The sequence below is a fragment of the Methylovorus glucosotrophus genome, from assembly GCF_009858335.1.
In the GTDB taxonomy this organism is placed as follows: domain Bacteria; phylum Pseudomonadota; class Gammaproteobacteria; order Burkholderiales; family Methylophilaceae; genus Methylovorus; species Methylovorus glucosotrophus.
In genome coordinates this window covers 251,263-270,716 of the sequence record NZ_VMSE01000001.1, presented here as the reverse complement: position 1 = coordinate 270,716, position 19,454 = coordinate 251,263, and the positions used below count along the sequence as shown (strand labels likewise).

Genomic DNA, 19,454 nt, shown 5'->3' with positions numbered 1-19,454 from the left:
TTGCAGAGAAACGTACACATGGGCAACAGACATCACCAGACGGACTCGGCAATGGCAAGGAATAGCGCGATGTCTTCAAGCTAACGAATCAGCCGGGCAATATCTGTGCGATACCACGCATACCCCGCACGCCCCTTGGAGATCAAGTATGCGCTGATGGGATGGCGATGCGTTAACACCCCCTGAAAAACTTGAAATTGTTGCGTCCCTGCTTTTTTGCCTCGTACATGGCGCTATCGGCATGATTGATCAGGGTCTGGGCATCACGGCCATCGTGCGGATACAGACTGATGCCGATGCTGGCGGTCAGATGCAACTCCTTGCCGCCAATGGCGTGGGGCTTTTCCAGGGCGCGTAATATCTTGCTGGCAATCAACGCCGCATCCTCGCCATGTTTGCTTTCGTCCACCAGCATCAGAAATTCGTCGCCGCCTTGCCGGCTCACGGTATCTGACTTGCGGACCAGCTCGATCAGGCGTTTGGCCACCGACTGCAAAATCGCATCCCCCACCACATGACCCAGGGTATCGTTGATCTGCTTGAAGTTGTCCAGATCCATGAACAGCACGGCCAGCTGGCTGGTGCCACGCTCAGCCAGGGTGATGGCCTGCGACAGCCGGTCATTCAGCAACATGCGGTTGGGGAGATTGGTCAGGTAATCATGCTGCGCCAGATGCGCCATTTTGCTCGCCATGGCACGCGCCGCACTCACATCATGAAAGACAATCACGGCGCCGGTGAGCTTGCCGCTGCCATCGTGAATCGGCGAGATGGAATCTTCGATCGCCACTTCGCTGCCATCCCGGCGTATCAATATCGTATCGGGGTTTAGCCCTTGCGTTATGTCCTGCGTAAGCACGCGGTGTACCGGGTTCTGGTCATGCAGGCGGGTGACGCCGTTAATCAGCTGAAAGACCTTGACGATGGGCAAGCCATTGGCCTCTTGCCGCGACCAGCCGGTGAGGGATTCGGCCGCGAGATTGAGGTAATTCACCTCGCCCTGCATGTCGGTGCAGATCACGGCATCGCTGATCGAGTTGAGGGCTATTTCTGCCCGCACTTTTTCCTGCTGCATAAAACGCTCGAACACACTGCGCTGCAGCACATTTTCCACGGTCTGGATAATCTGGTCCGGGGTGAAGTGAGCATGCGTCAAATACCCCTGCGCGCCTCGTTCAGAGGCCGCCTTGATAAGAGCCGCCGCTGCAGCGGTATCTTCTGTCTGCAAGGTGATGATCGGCGTGTAGGGTGCCACCGCAAACAAGGCCTCAAAGGTGGGTATGCCCTCGCTGTCTGGCAAGCCCAGGTCCACGATAATGGCATCCACTTCTTTTGTCTTGAGGAAACGCATTGCCCGCGCCAGGCGACGCACCCAGGTGAGTTTGAAAGGATGCACGCGCACGCGGCCAAATACTGTTTTTAGCTGATGTCCGTCCCTGGCCTTATCGGTAATCAACAGTATTTGTCTTGGCAGCACCATGGCAGCTCCTGAAAAGGCGGATGGAAGCCTTGGCGCCACTGGGGCGATAGCATCCTGTGATGCCTGGCTGCTATCAGCTTATTCCACTTGCAGAGGCTGCACCGTGCCCTTGCGAACATTGGCGCAAAGTAGTTCCGGGAAGGCTAATCAATCACCGATTTGTGCAGCGAAGGCAGCAAGCGGTCAAATTCGGTCTTGACCACCTGATAGCACTCGCAAACCCGCGTCTCCAGGCCGGGCCGGTCCAGCACCATGATATGCCCACGGCTGTATTCGATCAGGCCATCGCGCTGTAGCTTGCCCGCGGCCTCGGTCACGCCTTCGCGGCGTACGCCCAGCATGTTGGCGATCAATTCCTGCGTCATGCTCAATTCGTTGCCTGGCAGCCGATCCAGACTGAGCAATAGCCAGCGGCAGAGCTGCTTTTCCACCGAGTGGTGCCGGTTGCAAACGGCGGTTTGCGCCATCTGGGTAATCAAGGCCTGGGTATAGCGCAGCAGCAGACGCATGACCGGTCCGGCGCGGTTGAATTCATCCTTGAGCAACTGCGCCTTGAGCCGGTAACCATAACCTTCACTCTGCACGACTGCGCGGCTGGGCGTGGTTTCGCCTCCCATGAACAGCGCAATACCCAATATGCCTTCGTTACCTACCACCGCAATCTCGGCAGAGGCGCCATCGGCCATCACATAGAGCAGCGACACAATGGCGGTGGTCGGGAAATAAACATGGTGAAGCTGCCCTCCGGATTCGTACAGGGCCAGGCCCAGTGGCATTTTTACCAGCTCGAGATGAGGTTGAAGACGGGCAAGCTCGGGGGCTGGCAGGGCATCGAGCAAATGGTTCTGGTGTGGGGTGTGCTGTATAGACATAGGCTCCCCTTTCTGAGATGCAGCGCCTTGTTAGACAAGGCTATCTTTAGCCTCTACTTTAGTTCAAGACAATAGCACTGATATGTACGCTACCGTACATAGACCAGGCGCGGCAATCAAGTGTGGCAATCCACCGCCTGTCTGTCTGGTGGCGCACAGACAGACCTGAAAATTCAGGCTAAAAGTAACAGCTCGGAAAGCTGCCCGGGCAGATCCATTCCCTCCCTGCCAATCTGGGCATTCCCTATGCATTCCCTTCCCTTTTCAGGAGTATCGAGCATGAGCAAGGAACAGAAAAGCAACAAAGCCGACAAGAAAAAACCCGTGATGAGCGCCAAGGAAAAGCGCGCCGCCAAAAAAACCAAAAAAGATGACATCAAGCCATTTTTAACGCCCGACAAGCACTGATCTCATCGGCCATGAAACGCAGGCAAGCATGCCTGCTTCATGGCAATCGCAACCCACTCGTCCCTTCCGCAAGCCAGCAACACTCTGCCATTCAATAACCGCGCCGCTACCTTCGCACGGTGATTGGCCGCACTTTCACCAGGAGCAGATCATCATCAAGGAACTCGGCTTTTCGTCGCGACCCCGCCATCCCCGGCATAGTGAGCAGGATACGGAATTGTTGCGCTCCGAATTGTTCAGCATAGAACAGCTGAAACGGCATGCCGCCATGCTGGCCACCCAGCATGTGCTGACGCCGGGGCCGGGCCCGGACCACCTGCTGCCCCGACTGGCAGACAATGCACGAGTGCTTCTGGCTGCCTATGAAGTCGTGACCACCGCCGCCACCGAGGGCCAGCATCTGGTGCCCGCCGAAAGCTGGCTGCTGGATAACTTTTACCTGATCGAGCAACAGATCAGCCTGGCCAAGCGGCACTTGCCGCGCGGCTATAGTCGCCAGCTGCCACGGCTGGCGAATGGCATCTCGGCCGGGTTTCCGCGTATTTATGATCTGGCGCTGGCGCTGATCTCGCATATGGATGGCCGCGTGGATAACGACAACGCTAGCCAGGTAGTGGAGGCTTACCAGAGCGTGGAGGTATTGCGCTTGGGCGAGTTGTGGGCATTCCCCATCATGCTGCAACTGGCGCTGCTGGAAAACCTGCGCCGGGTGGGCGTACGCATTGCCCGCCGCCGCGAAGAGCGCGATGCTGCCATCGCCTGGGCAGACCGCATGCTGACGACGGCAGAGCAGGAGCCGCAGCTGTTGATTCAATTGCTGGCCGAGTTTGCCAATGCCGACGTGCCGCTGACCGCGCCGTTTGTAGAGGAGTTTTACTCGCGCCTGCAAGCGCATGGCTCGGCCATGGCTTTTGTGCAAGCGTGGGTAGAGCACAAGCTGCAGGAGCAGGGCGTCACCGCCACCCAGCTTTCCGAGGCAGCCAGCCGTACCGCCGCTGCCAACCAGATTTCGATTGCCAACAGCATCAGCAGCCTGCGCTTTATCGGCACCATGGATTGGCGTAATTATGTGGAGTCGCTCAGCAAGGTCGAGCAGGTCTTGCGCAATGACCCGGCAGCCATGTATGCCGTGCAAGATTTCACCACGCGGGACCGTTACCGGCATGTGATTGAAGATGTGGCACGCCGTTGTGGCAAAGCCGAGCCTGTGGTCGCCGAAGCCGCCATTGCGCAGGCCAGACTCGCTGTAGCAAGCCTGGGAGCGGCACACCGCACCGCCCATGTCGGCTATTTTCTGGTCGATCACGGCTTGCCCGTGCTGGAAAAAGCCATGGGCCGCCCACCCTCCTGGAAGATACTGGCGCGACAGTTTTATCTGCGGCACCGGCTGCTGGTGTATCTAGCGCCAATGGCGCTGCTGACGGCGCTCTCCGCGTTCATCGTACTGCGCCAGCTGCAACCGCTGGCGCTGGGCAGCATGTATTACTGGCTGTTTGCCGTGCTCAGCATGATTGGCCTTTCCACCTTGTCGGTCACGCTGGTCAATCTGGTAGCCACCTGGATGCTCAGACCGCGTGTATTGCCGCGGCTGGATTTTTCGCAAGGCATTCCGCCCGAGCATTGCACCATGGTCATCGTGCCCACACTGCTCACCTCGATGGCCGCGATTGATGCCTACATGGAAGCGCTGGAAATACGCTATCTGGGGAATCGCGATGCCCAGCTTTACTTTGCCCTGCTCACCGACTTTCCCGATGCACTGACCGACAGCCTGCCGACGGATGCGGCCTTGCTGGCCCATGCGCATCAGGCGATTGCCACGCTCAACACGACTTATCGCGATGACCGCCCCTGCATCTTTTACCTGCTGCATCGCCCGCGCACCTGGAACCCGGTGGAACGTTTATGGATGGGCTATGAACGCAAGCGCGGCAAGCTGGAGCAGTTCAATGCGCTGCTGCGCGGCAGCGGGCAGGCCGCGTTTGCGGAGATTGTCGGCGATACATCGCTGTTCCCGCACGTGCGCTATGTGATCACCCTGGACACCGACACCCAGCTGCCGCGCGATACCGCGCGCACTCTGGTCGGCAATATGGCACACCCGCTGAATCGTCCGGTGTACGACACCAGGCAGGGCCGTATCGTGGAGGGCTATGCGATTTTGCAGCCACGCGCCGCCACCAGCCTGACCAGTGCCACATCCTCCTGGTTTACCCGGCTGTTTGCCGGGGAATCCGGCATAGACCCTTATACGCGCGAGATATCGGATGTGTATCAGGATCTGTTTGGTGAGGGCTCCTTTATCGGCAAGGGTATCTACGATGTGGATGCCTTTCGCCAGGTGGTGGACCAGCAGTTTCCGGACAACCTGATCCTGAGCCACGATCTGCTGGAGAGTGGCTATGCCCGCTCGGCGCTGGTGAGCGATGTGGTGCTGATTGAGGATTACCCCGCCAGTTATCTGGCAGATGTCAGCCGCCGCCACCGCTGGATGCGCGGCGACTGGCAGCTGGTGGGCTGGCTTTTCCCGCGCGTACCCGGCCCGGCAGGCGAAAGCGGGGAGCGCGGACAACGCGCCGCTAATCCGATCAACGCGCTCTCGATATGGAAAATCTTCGACAATCTGCGACGCAGCATGGTGGCCCCGGCCTTGCTCATGCTGCTGGCAAGCGGCTGGCTGCTCGGGGTAGGCGACGCCATATTCTGGACCAGCCTCATCCTCATCGTGCTGTTTGCACCCATGCTACTGACCAGCCTGGTTGACCTCTGGCATAAACCCGATGACCGCGACTGGCTTGTGCACCTGACGCAGACCGGCAAATCCATCATGCCACCGCTGTCGACAGGTCTGCTGACCCTGGTATTTTTGCCTTATGAAGCCCTGATTGCGCTCGATGCGATACTGCGCTCCGGCTTGCGCATGCTGTTTACCCGCCGCGGGCTGTTGCTATGGCATACCCGCGCCTATGCCGTGCGCAATGCCAAACGCACCCTAGGCGACTTTGTACAGGAAATGTGGATAGCGCCTTTCCTCGCCATCGCGCTGTTTGCCAGCCTGCTCGGCCTCATGCAACAAGGGCAAGTGATTGCCTGGCAAATCATCCTGCCTGTCTTGCTCGCGTGGTTCATCGCGCCCGTCATCGCCTGGCGCATCAGCCTGCCGCTGCCCAAGACCACAGCCGAGCTTACATCCGAACAGCGGCTGTTCCTGCGCAAGCAGGCGCGGCGCACCTGGCAGTATTTCGCCACGCTGGTCGGGCCGGATGATCACTGGCTGCCGCCGGATAATTTCCAGGAATTCCCCGCGGGCATGATCGCGAGCCGCACCTCACCCACCAATATCGGCATGGCCCTGACCTCCAATCTGGCGGCCTATGACCTGGGCTATCTTTCGGCCGGGGAGCTGATCACGCGCAGCGAGCACACGCTATCCACCATGGCCTTGCTGGAGCGCTATCGCGGCCACTTTTACAACTGGTATGACACCCGCACGCTGGAAGTACTGCGCCCGCACTATGTCTCGTCCGTGGATAGCGGCAATCTGGCGGGCTGCCTGCTAACCCTGCAAATGGGCCTGCTGGAGTTGAAAAAGCAGACCACGCTACCGTCGCAGACATTCCACGGCTTGCAGGATACCTTTCTGGTGCTGGAGGAACATGTGCCCGCCACCGCTGGCGCTGATGCCCAATCGCACCTCGGCTGGCTGCGCAAGCAGCTGAACGCGCTTTGCGCACCTGGCCTTGCCTTACCCAGTCCGACTGCGGCCTTCACGATACTGGAGCAACTGCACGACAGCGCCGCCGCGCTGGCGATATCGCTGGCTAACGAAGGAACCACCGACGCGCAGCTCGGCACCTGGCTAGATGCACTGGACAAGCAATGCCTGGCGGCCTATCAGGAGTTATCGCTGCTGTCATCCAGCCCTCATCATGTGCCGGATGACGGGAGCGCACCCCACGAAATCCAGTCGCGCCATGCGCGTATTGATGACCTGATGGCGCAATGTGCCCAATTGGCGGTCATGGATGCCGACTTCTTGTATGACGCCGAAAGTGGTTTGTTGAGCATAGGCTACGACGTGCGCGAACGCAGGCGCGACCCCTCCTGCTACGATCTGCTGGCCTCGGAAGCGCGCCTTGCCAGCTTTCTGTTCATCGCCGAAGGAAAGCTGCCGCAGAAGCACTGGTTCACCCTCGGCCGCCTGCTGACGAGCCAGGGTGGCGAACTGAGCCTGATCTCATGGAGCGGCTCCATGTTTGAATACCTGATGCCGCGGCTGATGATGCCCAGCTACGACAACACCCTGCTGGACCAGACCTGCAAAGCCGTGGTGTTGCGCCAGATTGAATATGGGCGGCAGCGCGGCATCCCCTGGGGTATTTCCGAATCCTGCTACAACGCTACTGACGCCAGCCATGTCTATCAGTACCGGGCATTTGGCGTGCCGGGGCTGGGCTTCAAGCGCGGCCTGGCAGATGATTTGGTGATTGCCCCTTACGCCACGGCGCTGGCGCTGATCGTCATGCCACGCGAGGCCTGCCGTAACCTGCAAGCCATGGCGGGCCTGGGCTTTAGCGGGCAGTTCGGCTTTTATGAAGCCATCGATTACACACCCTCACGCGTGCCGCGCGGCAAAACCCATGCGGTGGTGAAGTCTTACATGGTGCACCATCAGGGCATGAGCTTGCTGGCGTTTGACCATGTGCTGCGCGATGCGCCCATGCAACGCCGCTTCATGGCGGCCCCTGCCGTCCAGGCTACGGCCTTGCTGCTGCAGGAGCGCGTGCCCAAGAAGGGCGACACTCTGCATCCGCATGCCGCAGAAGTAAGTGCGGCTGCCAGACCTCCGGTGACAGATCGTGGTTCGCTCATGCGAGTGCTTACCAACCCGCACACCACCCTGCCAGAAGTGCATTTACTTTCCAACGGCCATTACCATGTCATGGTCACCAACTCCGGTGGCGGCTACAGCCGCTGGCGTGATCTGGCCATTACCCGCTGGCGTGAAGATGCCACCATGGATGGCTTTGGTACCTTCATTTACCTGCGCGATCGCGATACCGGCTATTACTGGTCAAGTGCTTACCAACCCACCCATGGCAAAACCGATAGTTTTGAGGCGATTTTCGTGCAGGGGCGAGCCGAGTACCGCCTGCGCGATCAGGCCATTGAAACCCACACCGAGATCAGCGTTTCGCCGGAAGATGATGTCGAAATCCGCCGCGTGACGCTGGCGAATCTATCCTCACGGCACAGGCGCATTGAAATCACCACCTATGCCGAGGTGGTGCTGGCCCCGCTGAATGCCGATCTGGCGCACCGGGCGTTCAGCAATCTGTTTGTGCAAACCGAGATTCTGGCAGATCGCCAGGCCATTCTCTGCACGCGCCGCCCGCGCACGCCTGAGGAACAGGTGCCATGGATGTTCCATCTGCTGGCAGCCCCCGGAGCGGTGGCGGGCACCTTGTCGTTTGAAACAGACCGCGCCCAGTTTATTGGGCGCGGACGTACCGCCAGCCATCCGGTGGTCATGGATAGTCGCGCCGGACCAGCACTGCTCTCCAATAGCGCAGGTTCCGTGCTGGATCCTATCGTCGCCATCCGTTGCAATATCAGCCTGCCCGCCGATGCTTCGGCCGTGATCCAGATTATTTCCGGCGTGGCAGATACCCGTGAGCAGGCACTTGCTCTGCTGGATAAATACTGTGATCGCCACTTCGTGGACCGCGCATTCGAGATGGCCTGGTTTCATAGCCAGGAAGTATTGCGCCTGATCAATGCCAGCGAGGCCGATGCCCAGACCTATGCACGCCTGGCCGCCTCCATCATTTACGCCAGCGCTTTGCGCCGGGCTCCGTCTGCCGTCATCCTGCGCAATCAGCAGGGGCAATCCGGCCTGTGGCGCTTTGGCATTTCCGGTGATCTGCCGATTGTGCTGCTGCGGGTGGGCGATATCAGCCGCCTGAATCTGGTGAAGCAGGCGCTACAAGCCCATGCCTATTGGCGCATGAAGGGGCTGGTGGTCGACCTGGTGATCATCAATGAGGATTTTTCCGGCTATCGCGCCCTGCTGCACGACCAGATCATGGGGCTGATCAATACCGGCTCCGAAGCGCAGGTCATGGATAAACCGGGCGGCATTTTCATTCGTCGGGCGGAGGAGCTGTCGGAAGATGCCCGTGTACTGCTGCTCTCGGTCGCCCGTGTGGTGTTGCACGATACGGCAGATACCTTGATTGAGCAGATTGATCGCCGCGTCTCCAGCGAGCGGGTATCCGATATGCTGCAGCCGGTATTGCCGCATGAAAGCACCCCCAACGTACCGCTGCTTGCACCATCGCGCCAGTTCTTCAATGGCCTGGGCGGATTCTCCGAGGATGGACGCGAATACATCATCACCTTGCCGCCCGGTGCCACGACCCCGGCACCATGGTCAAATGTGATCGCCAGCCCGCATATCGGCATGGTGATCAGCGAAAGCGGCAGCAGCTATACCTGGGTTGAGAACGCCCACGAGTTCCGCCTCACCACCTGGCATAACGACCCCATGAGCGATAGCAGCGGCGAGGCTTTTTATGTACGCGATGAAGAATCCGGCGCTTTCTGGTCACCGACACCCTTGCCGGCGCGCGGCCTGTCGGGCTATGTCTGCCGTCATGGTTTCGGCTATAGCGTATTCGAGCATGAAGAAGCGGGCATACGCTCCGAGCTGACCACCTTTGTCGCCATGGATGCGCCCGTCAAGTTTGTGGTGATCAAACTGAGCAATCACTCGGGTCGCGCACGCAAGCTATCGCTCACTGGCTACTGGGAGCTGGTGCTGGGGCAGTGGCGCCATGCCAACATGATGCACGTGGTGACTGAAATCGACCCCCACAACCACGCCTTATTGGCACGCAACCAGTATGGCCAGGAGTGTGCGAATCGCGTGGTATTTGCCCAGGTTAACCTGAGTGAGCGCTCCATGTCGGGCAACCGCGCCGAGTTTATCGGGCGTAATGGCACACTCGCCAAGCCCGCTGCCATGCAACGCAAGCGCTTGTCAGGCCGCACCGGCGCCTGCCTGGACCCTTGTGCCGCCATTCAGGCGCCACTGGAGCTGGCCGAAGGTCAGACACGCGAAGTCGTTTTTGTATTCGGCGCAGGCGCCAATACCGACGAAGTGCACCACTATATTCAGCAATATTGCGGACCTGCCGGTGCCGATGCTGCCCTGGAAAAGGTGAAGGCTTACTGGGAAGTGACCCTGGGTGCGGTGCAGGTAACGACGCCTGATCGAGCCATGGATATTCTCACCAATGGCTGGCTGCTTTACCAGACGCTGGCGTGCCGCATATGGGCACGCAGTGGTTACTACCAATCCGGTGGGGCTTATGGTTTCCGTGACCAGCTGCAAGACACCATGGCGCTGGTGCACACCACGCCAGGGCTGGCACGTCAGCAGCTTATCACCTGCGCCGAACGCCAGTTCAGTGAGGGCGATGTGCAGCACTGGTGGCATCCGCCCGCCGGGCAAGGCGTACGCACCCACTTCTCGGATGATTATCTGTGGCTGCCCTACGCCACCTGCCGCTATGTGCAGACCACGGGCGATGTCGCCGTGCTGGATAGCCGCATTTCCTTCCTGGAAGGGCGTCTGCTGAATCAGGAAGAGGAATCCTATTACGACCAGCCGCAGCGCTCGGCCGAAGAAGCCACGCTTTACGAGCATTGCGTGCGGGCCATCCGCCATGGCTTGCGCTTTGGCGTGCACCAGTTGCCGCTCATGGGCTGTGGCGACTGGAACGATGGCATGAATCTGGTCGGCCGGGCAGGTCAGGGCGAGAGCGTGTGGCTGGCCTGGTTCCTGTTTGACAATCTGACCCAGTTTGCCGCCCTGGCGCAAAGCCGCCACGATAGCGCCTTTGCCGAATTCTGCACCGGGCAGGCCGCCCTGTTGCGCCAGCATATTGAAGCCCATGCCTGGGATGGCAGCTGGTATCGCCGCGCCTATTTTGACGATGGCACACCACTGGGCTCCAGCAGCAATAGCGAATGTCAGATCGACTCCATCAGCCAGAGCTGGGCCATCATCTCCGGCGGTGGCAATCCCATGCGCGCCCGCATGGCGATGAAAGCGGTGAATGAACGCCTGGTCATGCGCGATGAAAAGCTCATTCGCCTGCTGACTCCGGCATTTGATACCTCCAGCCTGCAACCCGGCTATATCAAGGGCTATGTACCCGGCATCCGCGAAAATGGCGGGCAATATACCCATGCCGGCGTGTGGGCCAGCATGGCCTACGCCATGCAAGGCGACACCGAGCAGGCCTGGGCGCTATATGGCATGCTGAACCCCATTCACCATGGCAGCCACCCGCAAGACATGCTGCGTTACAAGGTGGAGCCTTATGTGATGAGTGCAGATATTTATACGGCAGAAGCGCACATGGGCCGTGGCGGCTGGAGCTGGTACACCGGCGCGGCAGGCTGGATGTATCGCCTGGGCCTGGAAACCCTGCTGGGGCTGGAGTTACGCGAAGATCGCCTGCTCATCCATCCGCGCATTCCTGCTGACTGGACCACGTATCAGATCCGCTATCGCTATCAGCAAACGCATTACCAGCTCAACTTCCGCTGTACCGGCAGCCACCACAACGTCATGAAGCAGATATGGCTGGACGGGCAGCTGATGGAAGGCTGGCCGCCCAACACCCTGATGCTGGTCAATGACGGGGTAGACCATGTGATGGAGATTCATCTGGAGGGGTGAATCGTGCGGGCCTGAGACATGACCGAGCCTCGTCATGCACACCATGCAACGGGGCAGCAGCCATGTGCGGCCCCAGGGTTGTATTACTCCTGGGATTTGTCGAGATTGCTGCCCACCTTCTTCAGCAAGCGCAACAATTGCTGATGCTCTTCTTCGCTCAAGCCCTGTACCGCCTGGGCCGACAGTGCATGCTCGGCTTCCTGCAGTCCGTGGATGATGGCAGCCCCCTGCGCAGATAGATTAAGCCGGGTGCTGCGGCGATCGTGTTCATCGGGCTGGGCATCCAGCAGGCCTTTTTTGCGAAGGTCCGTGATCAGCCGTGCGAGCTGGGCTTTATCGCGTCCCGAGTGGGTGACGAGATCGCTCAATGTGGCATGGGGATGCCGCGCAAAAAACCCCAGCGCCTTGTATTCCATATGCGTCATGTCCAGCGCCTGTTCACGAATCAGACGGAATTGCTGTGCGCGAAACACATGCATCAGGAGATGCAATTGCTCAAAAAGGCCATGAGCATCGCTCAACTTATAGTTGACATTGTCTACTTTGTTTTGCATTATGGTTGATATTATCAACTAAAAAGAGTGGATATATGGAAACATTAATCACTGAGCGCGTATTTGAAAAGGTGCGCTTCCCCATCGAGTTTAGAGAAGTTGTCGTGTCTCGTGTAGAAAAACCCACGCCGGGCTTTGTCGCGGTGACCTTTGCAGGCGAAAGCCTAGCAGGTTTCAACAGCTTTTCGTTTGATGACCACATCAAGTTTATCTTCACCAACCAGCATGGCGAGCGGGTGCGGCGCGACTATACTCCCCGCTCCTTTAGTGCAGTTGACCGTACGCTGACCATCGAGTTTGCCATGCACGCGGATGGCGATGCCGCTTATTGGGCGGCGCTTGCCAAGCCTGGTGATCAGGCGACCATCGCAGGCCCCAAAGGCTCCATGATTATCCCCAAGGATCTTGACTGGCATGTCTTGATAGGGGATGCCTCCAGCCTGCCAGCGATTGCGCGTCGACTGGAGGAACTGCCGGTGGATGCGCATACCATCGCCCTCATTCAAATCGGGCAGGCAGAAGACCGCCGCCAACTCAAACGGCCTGCGGGCGCCATTATCAAATGGCCGGAAACGCCTGCCATGCTGCATGAAATGCTGGAAGCACTGGCTTGGCCAGAGGGCGAGGGCTTTGTCTGGGCCGCGGGGGAACACAGCAGCATGCTTGAGGTGCGCAGCAGACTGCTGGCGCTAGGGCTGCCCAAAGAACGCATGAAAGTAGCTGCCTACTGGAAAAAAGGCGCGCGCGATTTTCACGAGAAAATCTAGGCAGCCGCTTCGCAGCGCCGGGCGCCAGATAGCCATCAAGTTGGCGCTCTGGCGCAAGAGAAAACTAACCGGGGGTTTGGTTAAGGGATAAAACCCGCCACGATACCCTCCGTTTTATCGCCCCACCACTGCCAGCAAGGGGCGGGCAGATAGGGCGCTACCGGCCTCGACCTTGTATCGCGCGACAGTTTCCATCAGGATACCCGCCTGATCGGCCAATGACATGGCTGCAGCAGCTGCCTCCTCCACCAGGGCTGCATTCTGTTGCGTCACCTGATCCATATTGCTGACGGCTACATTTACTTGCTCAATGCCGGTGCTTTGCTCCGTAGACGCATGGGTAATTTCCGCCATGATATTTGCCACGCTCTGTACTGAGGCCACAATATCACTCATCGTTGAACCGGCTTCTGTCACCAGCGTGGATCCTTCCTTAACCTTTGCTACAGAAGCGGTTATCAGCTGCGCGATCTCTTTGGCCGCCGATGCCGATCGCTGAGCCAGATTGCGCACTTCACTTGCCACGACAGCAAAGCCCCGTCCATGTTCTCCGGCACGCGCGGCCTCTACCGCCGCATTAAGGGCAAGAATATTAGTCTGGAAAGCAATCCCATCAATGACGCTGATAATATCGACGATTTTTCTCGAGCTTTCACTAATGCCGGACATGGTAAGTATGACCTCGTTGACCACTCCGCCGCCTTTCACGGCAATCTCGGAAGCATTATGTACGAGCTGATTTGCCTGTCTGGCATTATTGGCATTCTGTCGCACGGTGGAAGCCAGCTCTTCCATACTGGACGCAGTCTCTTCCAACATGGAAGCCTGTTCTTCCGTGCGTTGGGACAGGTCATTATTACCAGTAGCAATTTCATTTGCCGACGTTGAAATGCTATCGCTGGAACGCTTGATCTGGGTAATGATGCCCGCCATATTATCGATCAGTGCATTGACTCCTTCACACAGCGCGCGTAACTCACTGGTTTTATCATCTAATGATATCCGGTTTGTCAGATCCCCCGTCTTGGCCGTCGCCACCATCGCCTGGGTTTCCTCCACCGTGCGGCTCATTGCCTGAGTGCTCAGCACTTGTGCGGTAATGTCTGTCGCATATTTCACAATCTTGAATGGTATTCCGTTCAAATCGAAAATAGGATTGTAAGAAGCCTGCAACCAGACTTCCCTGCCATTTTTGGCCATGCGTTTATAAACACCGGCATCATATTGCCCGGCACGCAAGCGCTCCCATAATTTCTTGTATTCGTCACTGTTGCGTGTTTCAGCATCGACAAAGGTGCTGTGTGGTTTGCCTTTGGCTTCTTCCAGCGTATATCCCAGAATATCGAGAAATTTCTGATTCGCGCTGAGAACCGTACTATCCAGATTGAACTCGATGACGCCTTGTGACTTGGCAATGGCGGCAAGCTGTCCTGAGAAGTCGGCATGCTTGAGTTCCTGCTCAGTAATGTCTGTGGCGTATTTAACGACTTTGAATGGCTTCCCATTCATATCCAGTATGGGGTTATAGGAAGCTTGCAGCCAGACTTCCTGACCACTCTTGGCAATGCGTTTATACACACCAGCATCATATTGCCCGGCACGCAATCGCTCCCAGAATGCCGTGTATTCGCCACTGTTGCGTGTTTCAGCATCGACAAAGGCGCTGTGTGGTTTGCCTTTGGCTTCTTCCAGCGTATATCCCAGAATATCGAGAAATTTCTGGTTCGCCGTAATGACCGTACCATCCAGATTGAATTCAATCACACCCTGCACTTTACTGATGGCCTCGAGCTGGCCGGAAAAGTCAGCATGCTTGAGTTCCTGCTCAGTGATATCGGTCGCATATTTGACCACCTTGAATGGTTTGCCACTCAAATCAAAAATGGGATTGTAGGAAGCTTGCAGCCAGACTTCTCGGCCACTCTTGGCAATGCGTTTGTACATCCCGGTATCGTATTGCCCGGCACGCAACCGCTCCCAGAATTTCTGGTATTCGCCACTGTTGCGTGTTTCAGCATCGACAAAGGCGCTGTGTGGTTTGCCTTTGGCTTCTTCCAGCGTATATCCCAGAATATCGAGAAATTTCTGGTTGGCCGTAATGACCGTCCCATCCAGATTAAACTCAATGACACCCTGTGCTTTGGCAATGGCCTCCAATTGACCGGCCGCGTCAGCAGTTTTCAATTGTTGCGCAGTAATGTCTGTCGCGTATTTAACGACTTTGAATGGTTTGCCACTCAAATCAAAAATGGGATTGTAGGAAGCTTGCAGCCAGACTTCTCGGCCACTCTTGGCAATGCGTTTGTACACACCAGCATCATATTGCCCGGCACGCAATCGCTCCCAGAATGCTTTGTATTCGCCACTGTTGCGTGTTCCAGCATCGACAAAGGCGCTGTGTGGCTTGCCCTTCGCTTCGTCCAGCGTATACCCCAGAATATCGAGAAACTTCTGGTTCGCCGTAATGACCGTACCATCCAGATTAAACTCGATGACTCCCTGGGATTTGCCAATCGCTGCGACCTGCCCTCGGAGATTTAATAGCTCGAGGTCATATTCTGTTTTTTTTGAGAATAGTTTTGATAGCAACATGAATGACTTCCGGTAATAGATGAACGCCCTCTATTTACGTCGGATTTTTCATGATATTTAAACTGAATCGTTACTGACTGCACAGGTACTCTTGGCTTTGCTATAACGAAGGCAAACGTCAGCAAGCCAAGATCGTTTGCTAATGCACAAGGTTGCAGCATCGCGTTTGCCTTTGGATTGCAAGGCACCAGTTCAAACGCGCTACGATACGCATCAGCTTGGCCGGGCAGGATATGATTACTGCAGCCTGGCGATGCTGGCCACCCACTCCTGTGCCACCGCATCAAGCTCGCTGCGGGCACGTTTCAGAGCCTCTTCACGAGCTACCTGATCCGAAAACTGCAGCGGCTGCGCGTCAACAAACCAGGGATTTTCCACGCCCAGAAAGGCAAAAGGGGATTTCAATGCCGGGGTGAGGGCATCCATATGCGACCAGGGGCTGAGGCCGGGCCGGAGGTCGGCACCCCTGGCGGTGATGAACAGGGTTTTCTGGCGGGTGAGATTGCCGGTCGTGGTGCCGTCTTCATGAAAGTTATAAGTGAGGTTGGTGCGCACCAGATTGTCGATAAACGCCTTGAAGCTGGATGGCATGGAGAAGTTGTACATGGGCATGGCGAATACCAGCAGGTCCGACATCAATACACGCGCACAGAGCTGGTCCGAATATTCCAGGGTCTTTTTCATGGCGTCGGTGCGCTCAGCGGCAGGCGTATACGTTGCCTTGGCAAAGTCCCCGCTCACATGCGGCGGTGTCTCAACTGACAAATCAAGGTAATCGACAGTCAGTCCGGGAATACGCTTTTTCAGGGTTTCCACAAAATACGCGGACAACATTTTCGAGTTGGAAAGCTGGCGCTTGGGGCTCGCGTCTACATGCATCAGTCTCATTTCAGTCACTGCCTTTTCGTCATGATTAAACATGTGACCATGGTAGGGAGTGCACCGTAACGGATACAGAGCCAAAAAATGCGTATTTGGGTAGGCCATGAATGGTGCCGGATATCTAAGGCGGCACCAGGAAGCAGAAATGCTCAGGCAGGCAAAAGAGGATCGGACTCAGGTAAAAAATGTTTGCAGCTGCCGCGCGGCAAGCTCCGCCGTCCTGGCATTCGGGATATTGGTGAAGCCGATGATGAGGCCGTTATGCGGAGAGTGTATGCCGGGCAAATGCGGAGAGTGTATGCCGGGCAAATGCGCCGACTGACCGGGATTGGCTGTCCAGCGGGACAAGGCATGTATGCCATAGCCCAGCCGGTTGAAGCCGTCGGCAATAGCCTGATCCGCATGCTGGCTGATGATCCTGGCGGCGAAGTGCATGCCGTTCTTGTGCGCGTTGATTTCAATGAGGTCGCCCAGTACATCCATCAACACCTTGCTGGTCATCTCCCGCCGTTCAGCATACAAAGACCGCATTTTTTTAAGGTGCCGTGAAAAATGCCCCTCAGCGATGAAGTCGTTGACGACGAGCTGGGGGCCGATGGAGCTGCCCAGCGGATAGAGCTGGGCTTTCTCGGTGCAACTATCCACCAGGCTCTGCGGCATCACCAGATACCCCAGGCGCAGGGCAGGGAAGAGTGTTTTACTGAAGGTGCCCGCGTAGATCACGCGGTCATATTGATCCAGGCTTTTTAGCGAGGGCAAGGGGTAACCGGAATAACGAAACTCGCCGTCGTAGTCGTCTTCAATCACCCAGGCGCCCGTGCTGCCTGCCCAATCCAGCAACTGCATGCGGCGCGACCAGGACAAGGCCATGGCGAGTGGACTTTGATGCGATGGCGTCACGATCGCCAGGCGGGCCTTGGGCGACATGCGTATGCCTTCTGACACCACCATGCCCTCCTGATCCACCGGCACCCGCACCAGATGCGCGCCCAGGTCGGCCAGCATGCGGGTTGCCAGGATATAGCCCGGGTCTTCCATCCAGACATCGGCACCCCGCAGATTCAGGCAGCGCGAGAGAAAATCCAGCGCGCCCTGATACCCCACCGTGATAAATACCTGCTGGGGCTCACAAACCACCCCGCGCGACAAGCGAAGGTAAGTGGCTATCGATTGCCGCAGCGGCAAATAACCCAGGGGATCGCGATAAGAAAAATCATGGGCCGACAGACTGCGCATTCGTCTTGAAGCCAGTCGGGACCACACTTTTCTGGGAAAGGCATCATACGCCGGGCTGCCAGGGAGAAAGACATGCGAAGGCCCGCTTGCCACCGGGCCGGAACCCGCATGCGATAAAGAGGAAGCCTGAGAGGGCCGCACAGGCGCAGAGGTGGCTTTGCCCGCGGGCCGAAAGGGTGCATGCACAAACGAACCCGCCTGCCCCTTCGAAACAAAAATGCCCTCGCCCAGCAGCATGGAATACGCCGTTTCCACCGTGCCGCGCGCCACGTTAAGCGCGCTCGCCAGCACCCGGGTGGAGGGCACGCGGTCCCCATCATTCAGCAGGCCGCTTTCAATGGCCTCTTTGAACCGCGTGTAAATCTGCAGGTGTATGGGCTCAGCAGCCGCCTTGTTCAGCGTAATTAATGTGGCTGACTTTTCCACCATGGCCCAGTGCAATGCATAAATAATGAAGTTTTCATTATGCCTTGCAGGCCAGTGATTGGCGATCTGTCAGCCAAACACTCAGAACGCTCCGCCCCCTAACACCTTGTACAGCGTGACCTGGTTGGACACATCCGACAGCCGCACCGTAATGAGATTCTGCTGGGCAGAGTAATAGCTGCGTTGTGAATCCAGCATGGTCAGGTAATTATCCAGGCCTTTTTCGAAGCGCAGGCGGGAGAGCGTGAAGCTTCTTTCCGTCGCATTCACCAGCGCGGTCTGGGCGGACAATTGCTCTTCCAGCGTGGCGCGCTGGGCCAGCGAGTCAGATACTTCCTTGAAGGCCGTCTGGATGGCTTTTTCGTATTGCGCCACGCTGATATCGCGGTTCACTTCCGCAACTTTCAGATTGGCTTTATTGAGCCCGGCATTGAAGATGGGCAACACGATTTGCGGTGCAAAACTCCAGGCCCGATTGCTCCCGTTAAACAGACTCCCCAGCTCATTGCTGGCCACCCCAGCGCTGGCGGTGAGCGAAATCGTCGGGAAAAACGCAGCCCGCGCCGCGCCAATATTGGCGTTATAGCCTTGAAGATCGCGCTCGGCTTCCAGCACATCGGGGCGGTTTTGCAACACGGTGGAAGGCAGGTCATCAGGGAGGGTCGCAGTTTGAGACACCGCCTGCAGTGACCTCTTGTCGTCAAGATTGACCTCGGGAGAAGTGCCGACCAGCAGTACCAAGGCATTTCTGTCCTGATCCACCTGCGTCATGTATTTGGCGACATCGGCCCGTGCGGACTCCACACTGGTTTCAGCTTGCCGCAAGGTGAGCTCGGTAACGCTGCCAAATTCCAGCTGGCGCTTGGTCATGTCGTAGGATTCGCGCTGCGTGCGCAAGGTCTGCCGGGCCAACTCCAGGCTTTCCATATCCGCCACCATGGTGAGATAGGCATTCGCCACCTCGGCCACCAGCGTGATTTGGGCGCTACGCTTGGCTTCTTCGGTCGATAGATACTGGTAGACCGCCTGGTCACGCAGACTGCGGACGCGGCCAAAAAAATCCAGCTCATAAGACGAGAAACCCAGGTTTGCCGAATACTGATGGGTCAGCAACGTGGAGCCAGTGGTAGATGCTGCCGCTGGCGTACGTTGGTTGGTGCCGCTACCTGTCGCATTGATCTTGGGGAAAAGATCGGCGCGCTGAATCTGATACTGCGCGCGCGCCTTTTCGATATTCAAGGTACTCACGCGCAGGTCGCGATTGTTTTCCAGCGCCTGCCGTATCAGTTTTTTCAGGTCCGGGTCGGTGAAAAACTGCTCCCAGCCCAATACCGCAGGGGCCGTGGCCTGCTTCTGCACGGCATCCGCCGTGGCTGGCCACTGGGCGGGAATCGGCGCCGCTGGCCGTTCGTATTTGGGCTGCATGTTCATGCAACCCGCCAGCATAAGGGCGGCGATTCCAAGAGGATAACGATGCTTGTTCAT

10 protein-coding genes are annotated in these 19,454 nt (G+C 57.6%); 3 read left to right on the top strand and 7 right to left on the bottom strand.

Annotated features, from left to right (window positions below; translation table 11 throughout):
- Positions 1–172: 172 nt before the first annotated feature.
- Both FNL37_RS01175 and FNL37_RS01170 read right to left on the bottom strand, forming a co-directional pair.
- Positions 173–1,480, bottom strand: coding sequence for a diguanylate cyclase domain-containing protein (locus FNL37_RS01175; RefSeq protein WP_015831125.1), 1,308 nt, complete (start codon positions 1,478–1,480; stop codon positions 173–175).
- A 143-nt stretch (positions 1,481–1,623) separates the two neighbouring features.
- On the bottom strand, positions 1,624–2,352 hold the full coding sequence (locus FNL37_RS01170; RefSeq protein WP_159354851.1) for a Crp/Fnr family transcriptional regulator: 729 nt from the start codon (positions 2,350–2,352) through the stop codon (positions 1,624–1,626).
- Positions 2,353–2,631: 279 nt separating this feature from the next.
- On the opposite strand from FNL37_RS01170, the gene FNL37_RS14055 reads away from it, so the two are divergent.
- Both FNL37_RS14055 and FNL37_RS01165 read left to right on the top strand, forming a co-directional pair.
- A complete protein-coding gene (locus FNL37_RS14055) occupies positions 2,632–2,760 on the top strand; it encodes a hypothetical protein (protein ID WP_013443364.1) in 129 nt (42 codons plus the stop codon).
- Positions 2,761–2,788: 28 nt separating this feature from the next.
- Positions 2,789–11,512 (top strand): GH36-type glycosyl hydrolase domain-containing protein, encoded by an 8,724-nt coding sequence (locus FNL37_RS01165; protein ID WP_159354850.1) that lies wholly within the window; start codon positions 2,789–2,791, stop codon positions 11,510–11,512.
- Positions 11,513–11,595: 83 nt separating this feature from the next.
- On the opposite strand, the gene FNL37_RS01160 is transcribed toward FNL37_RS01165, so the two are convergent.
- Positions 11,596–12,066 (bottom strand): MarR family winged helix-turn-helix transcriptional regulator, encoded by a 471-nt coding sequence (locus FNL37_RS01160; protein ID WP_013443366.1) that lies wholly within the window; start codon positions 12,064–12,066, stop codon positions 11,596–11,598.
- Between the two features lie 35 nt (positions 12,067–12,101).
- Here FNL37_RS01160 and FNL37_RS01155 point away from each other — a divergent pair, with 35 nt between their 5' ends.
- The gene (locus FNL37_RS01155) at positions 12,102–12,833 is read left to right on the top strand and encodes a siderophore-interacting protein (RefSeq protein ID WP_159354849.1); all 732 of its coding nucleotides are present in this window, start codon (positions 12,102–12,104) and stop codon (positions 12,831–12,833) included.
- A gap of 114 nt (positions 12,834–12,947) precedes the next feature.
- Here the strand turns inward: FNL37_RS01155 and FNL37_RS01150 are convergent, their stop codons facing one another.
- The 4 genes from FNL37_RS01150 to FNL37_RS01135 all read right to left on the bottom strand — a co-directional run bounded on the left by FNL37_RS01150 (position 12,948) and on the right by FNL37_RS01135 (position 19,454).
- Positions 12,948–15,425 carry a methyl-accepting chemotaxis protein gene (locus FNL37_RS01150; protein ID WP_159354848.1) on the bottom strand — a complete coding sequence of 826 codons (2,478 nt, stop codon included), beginning with the start codon at positions 15,423–15,425 and terminating at the stop codon, positions 12,948–12,950.
- Between the two features lie 237 nt (positions 15,426–15,662).
- Positions 15,663–16,313: an FMN-dependent NADH-azoreductase gene (locus FNL37_RS01145; protein WP_015831129.1), complete on the bottom strand. Its 651-nt coding sequence runs from the start codon at positions 16,311–16,313 to the stop codon at positions 15,663–15,665.
- 168 nt (positions 16,314–16,481) lie between these two features.
- Positions 16,482–17,972 carry a MocR-like pyridoxine biosynthesis transcription factor PdxR gene (gene pdxR, locus FNL37_RS01140; RefSeq protein ID WP_159354847.1) on the bottom strand — a complete coding sequence of 497 codons (1,491 nt, stop codon included), beginning with the start codon at positions 17,970–17,972 and terminating at the stop codon, positions 16,482–16,484.
- Between the two features lie 78 nt (positions 17,973–18,050).
- The gene (locus tag FNL37_RS01135) at positions 18,051–19,454 is read right to left on the bottom strand and encodes an efflux transporter outer membrane subunit (RefSeq protein ID WP_159354846.1); all 1,404 of its coding nucleotides are present in this window, start codon (positions 19,452–19,454) and stop codon (positions 18,051–18,053) included.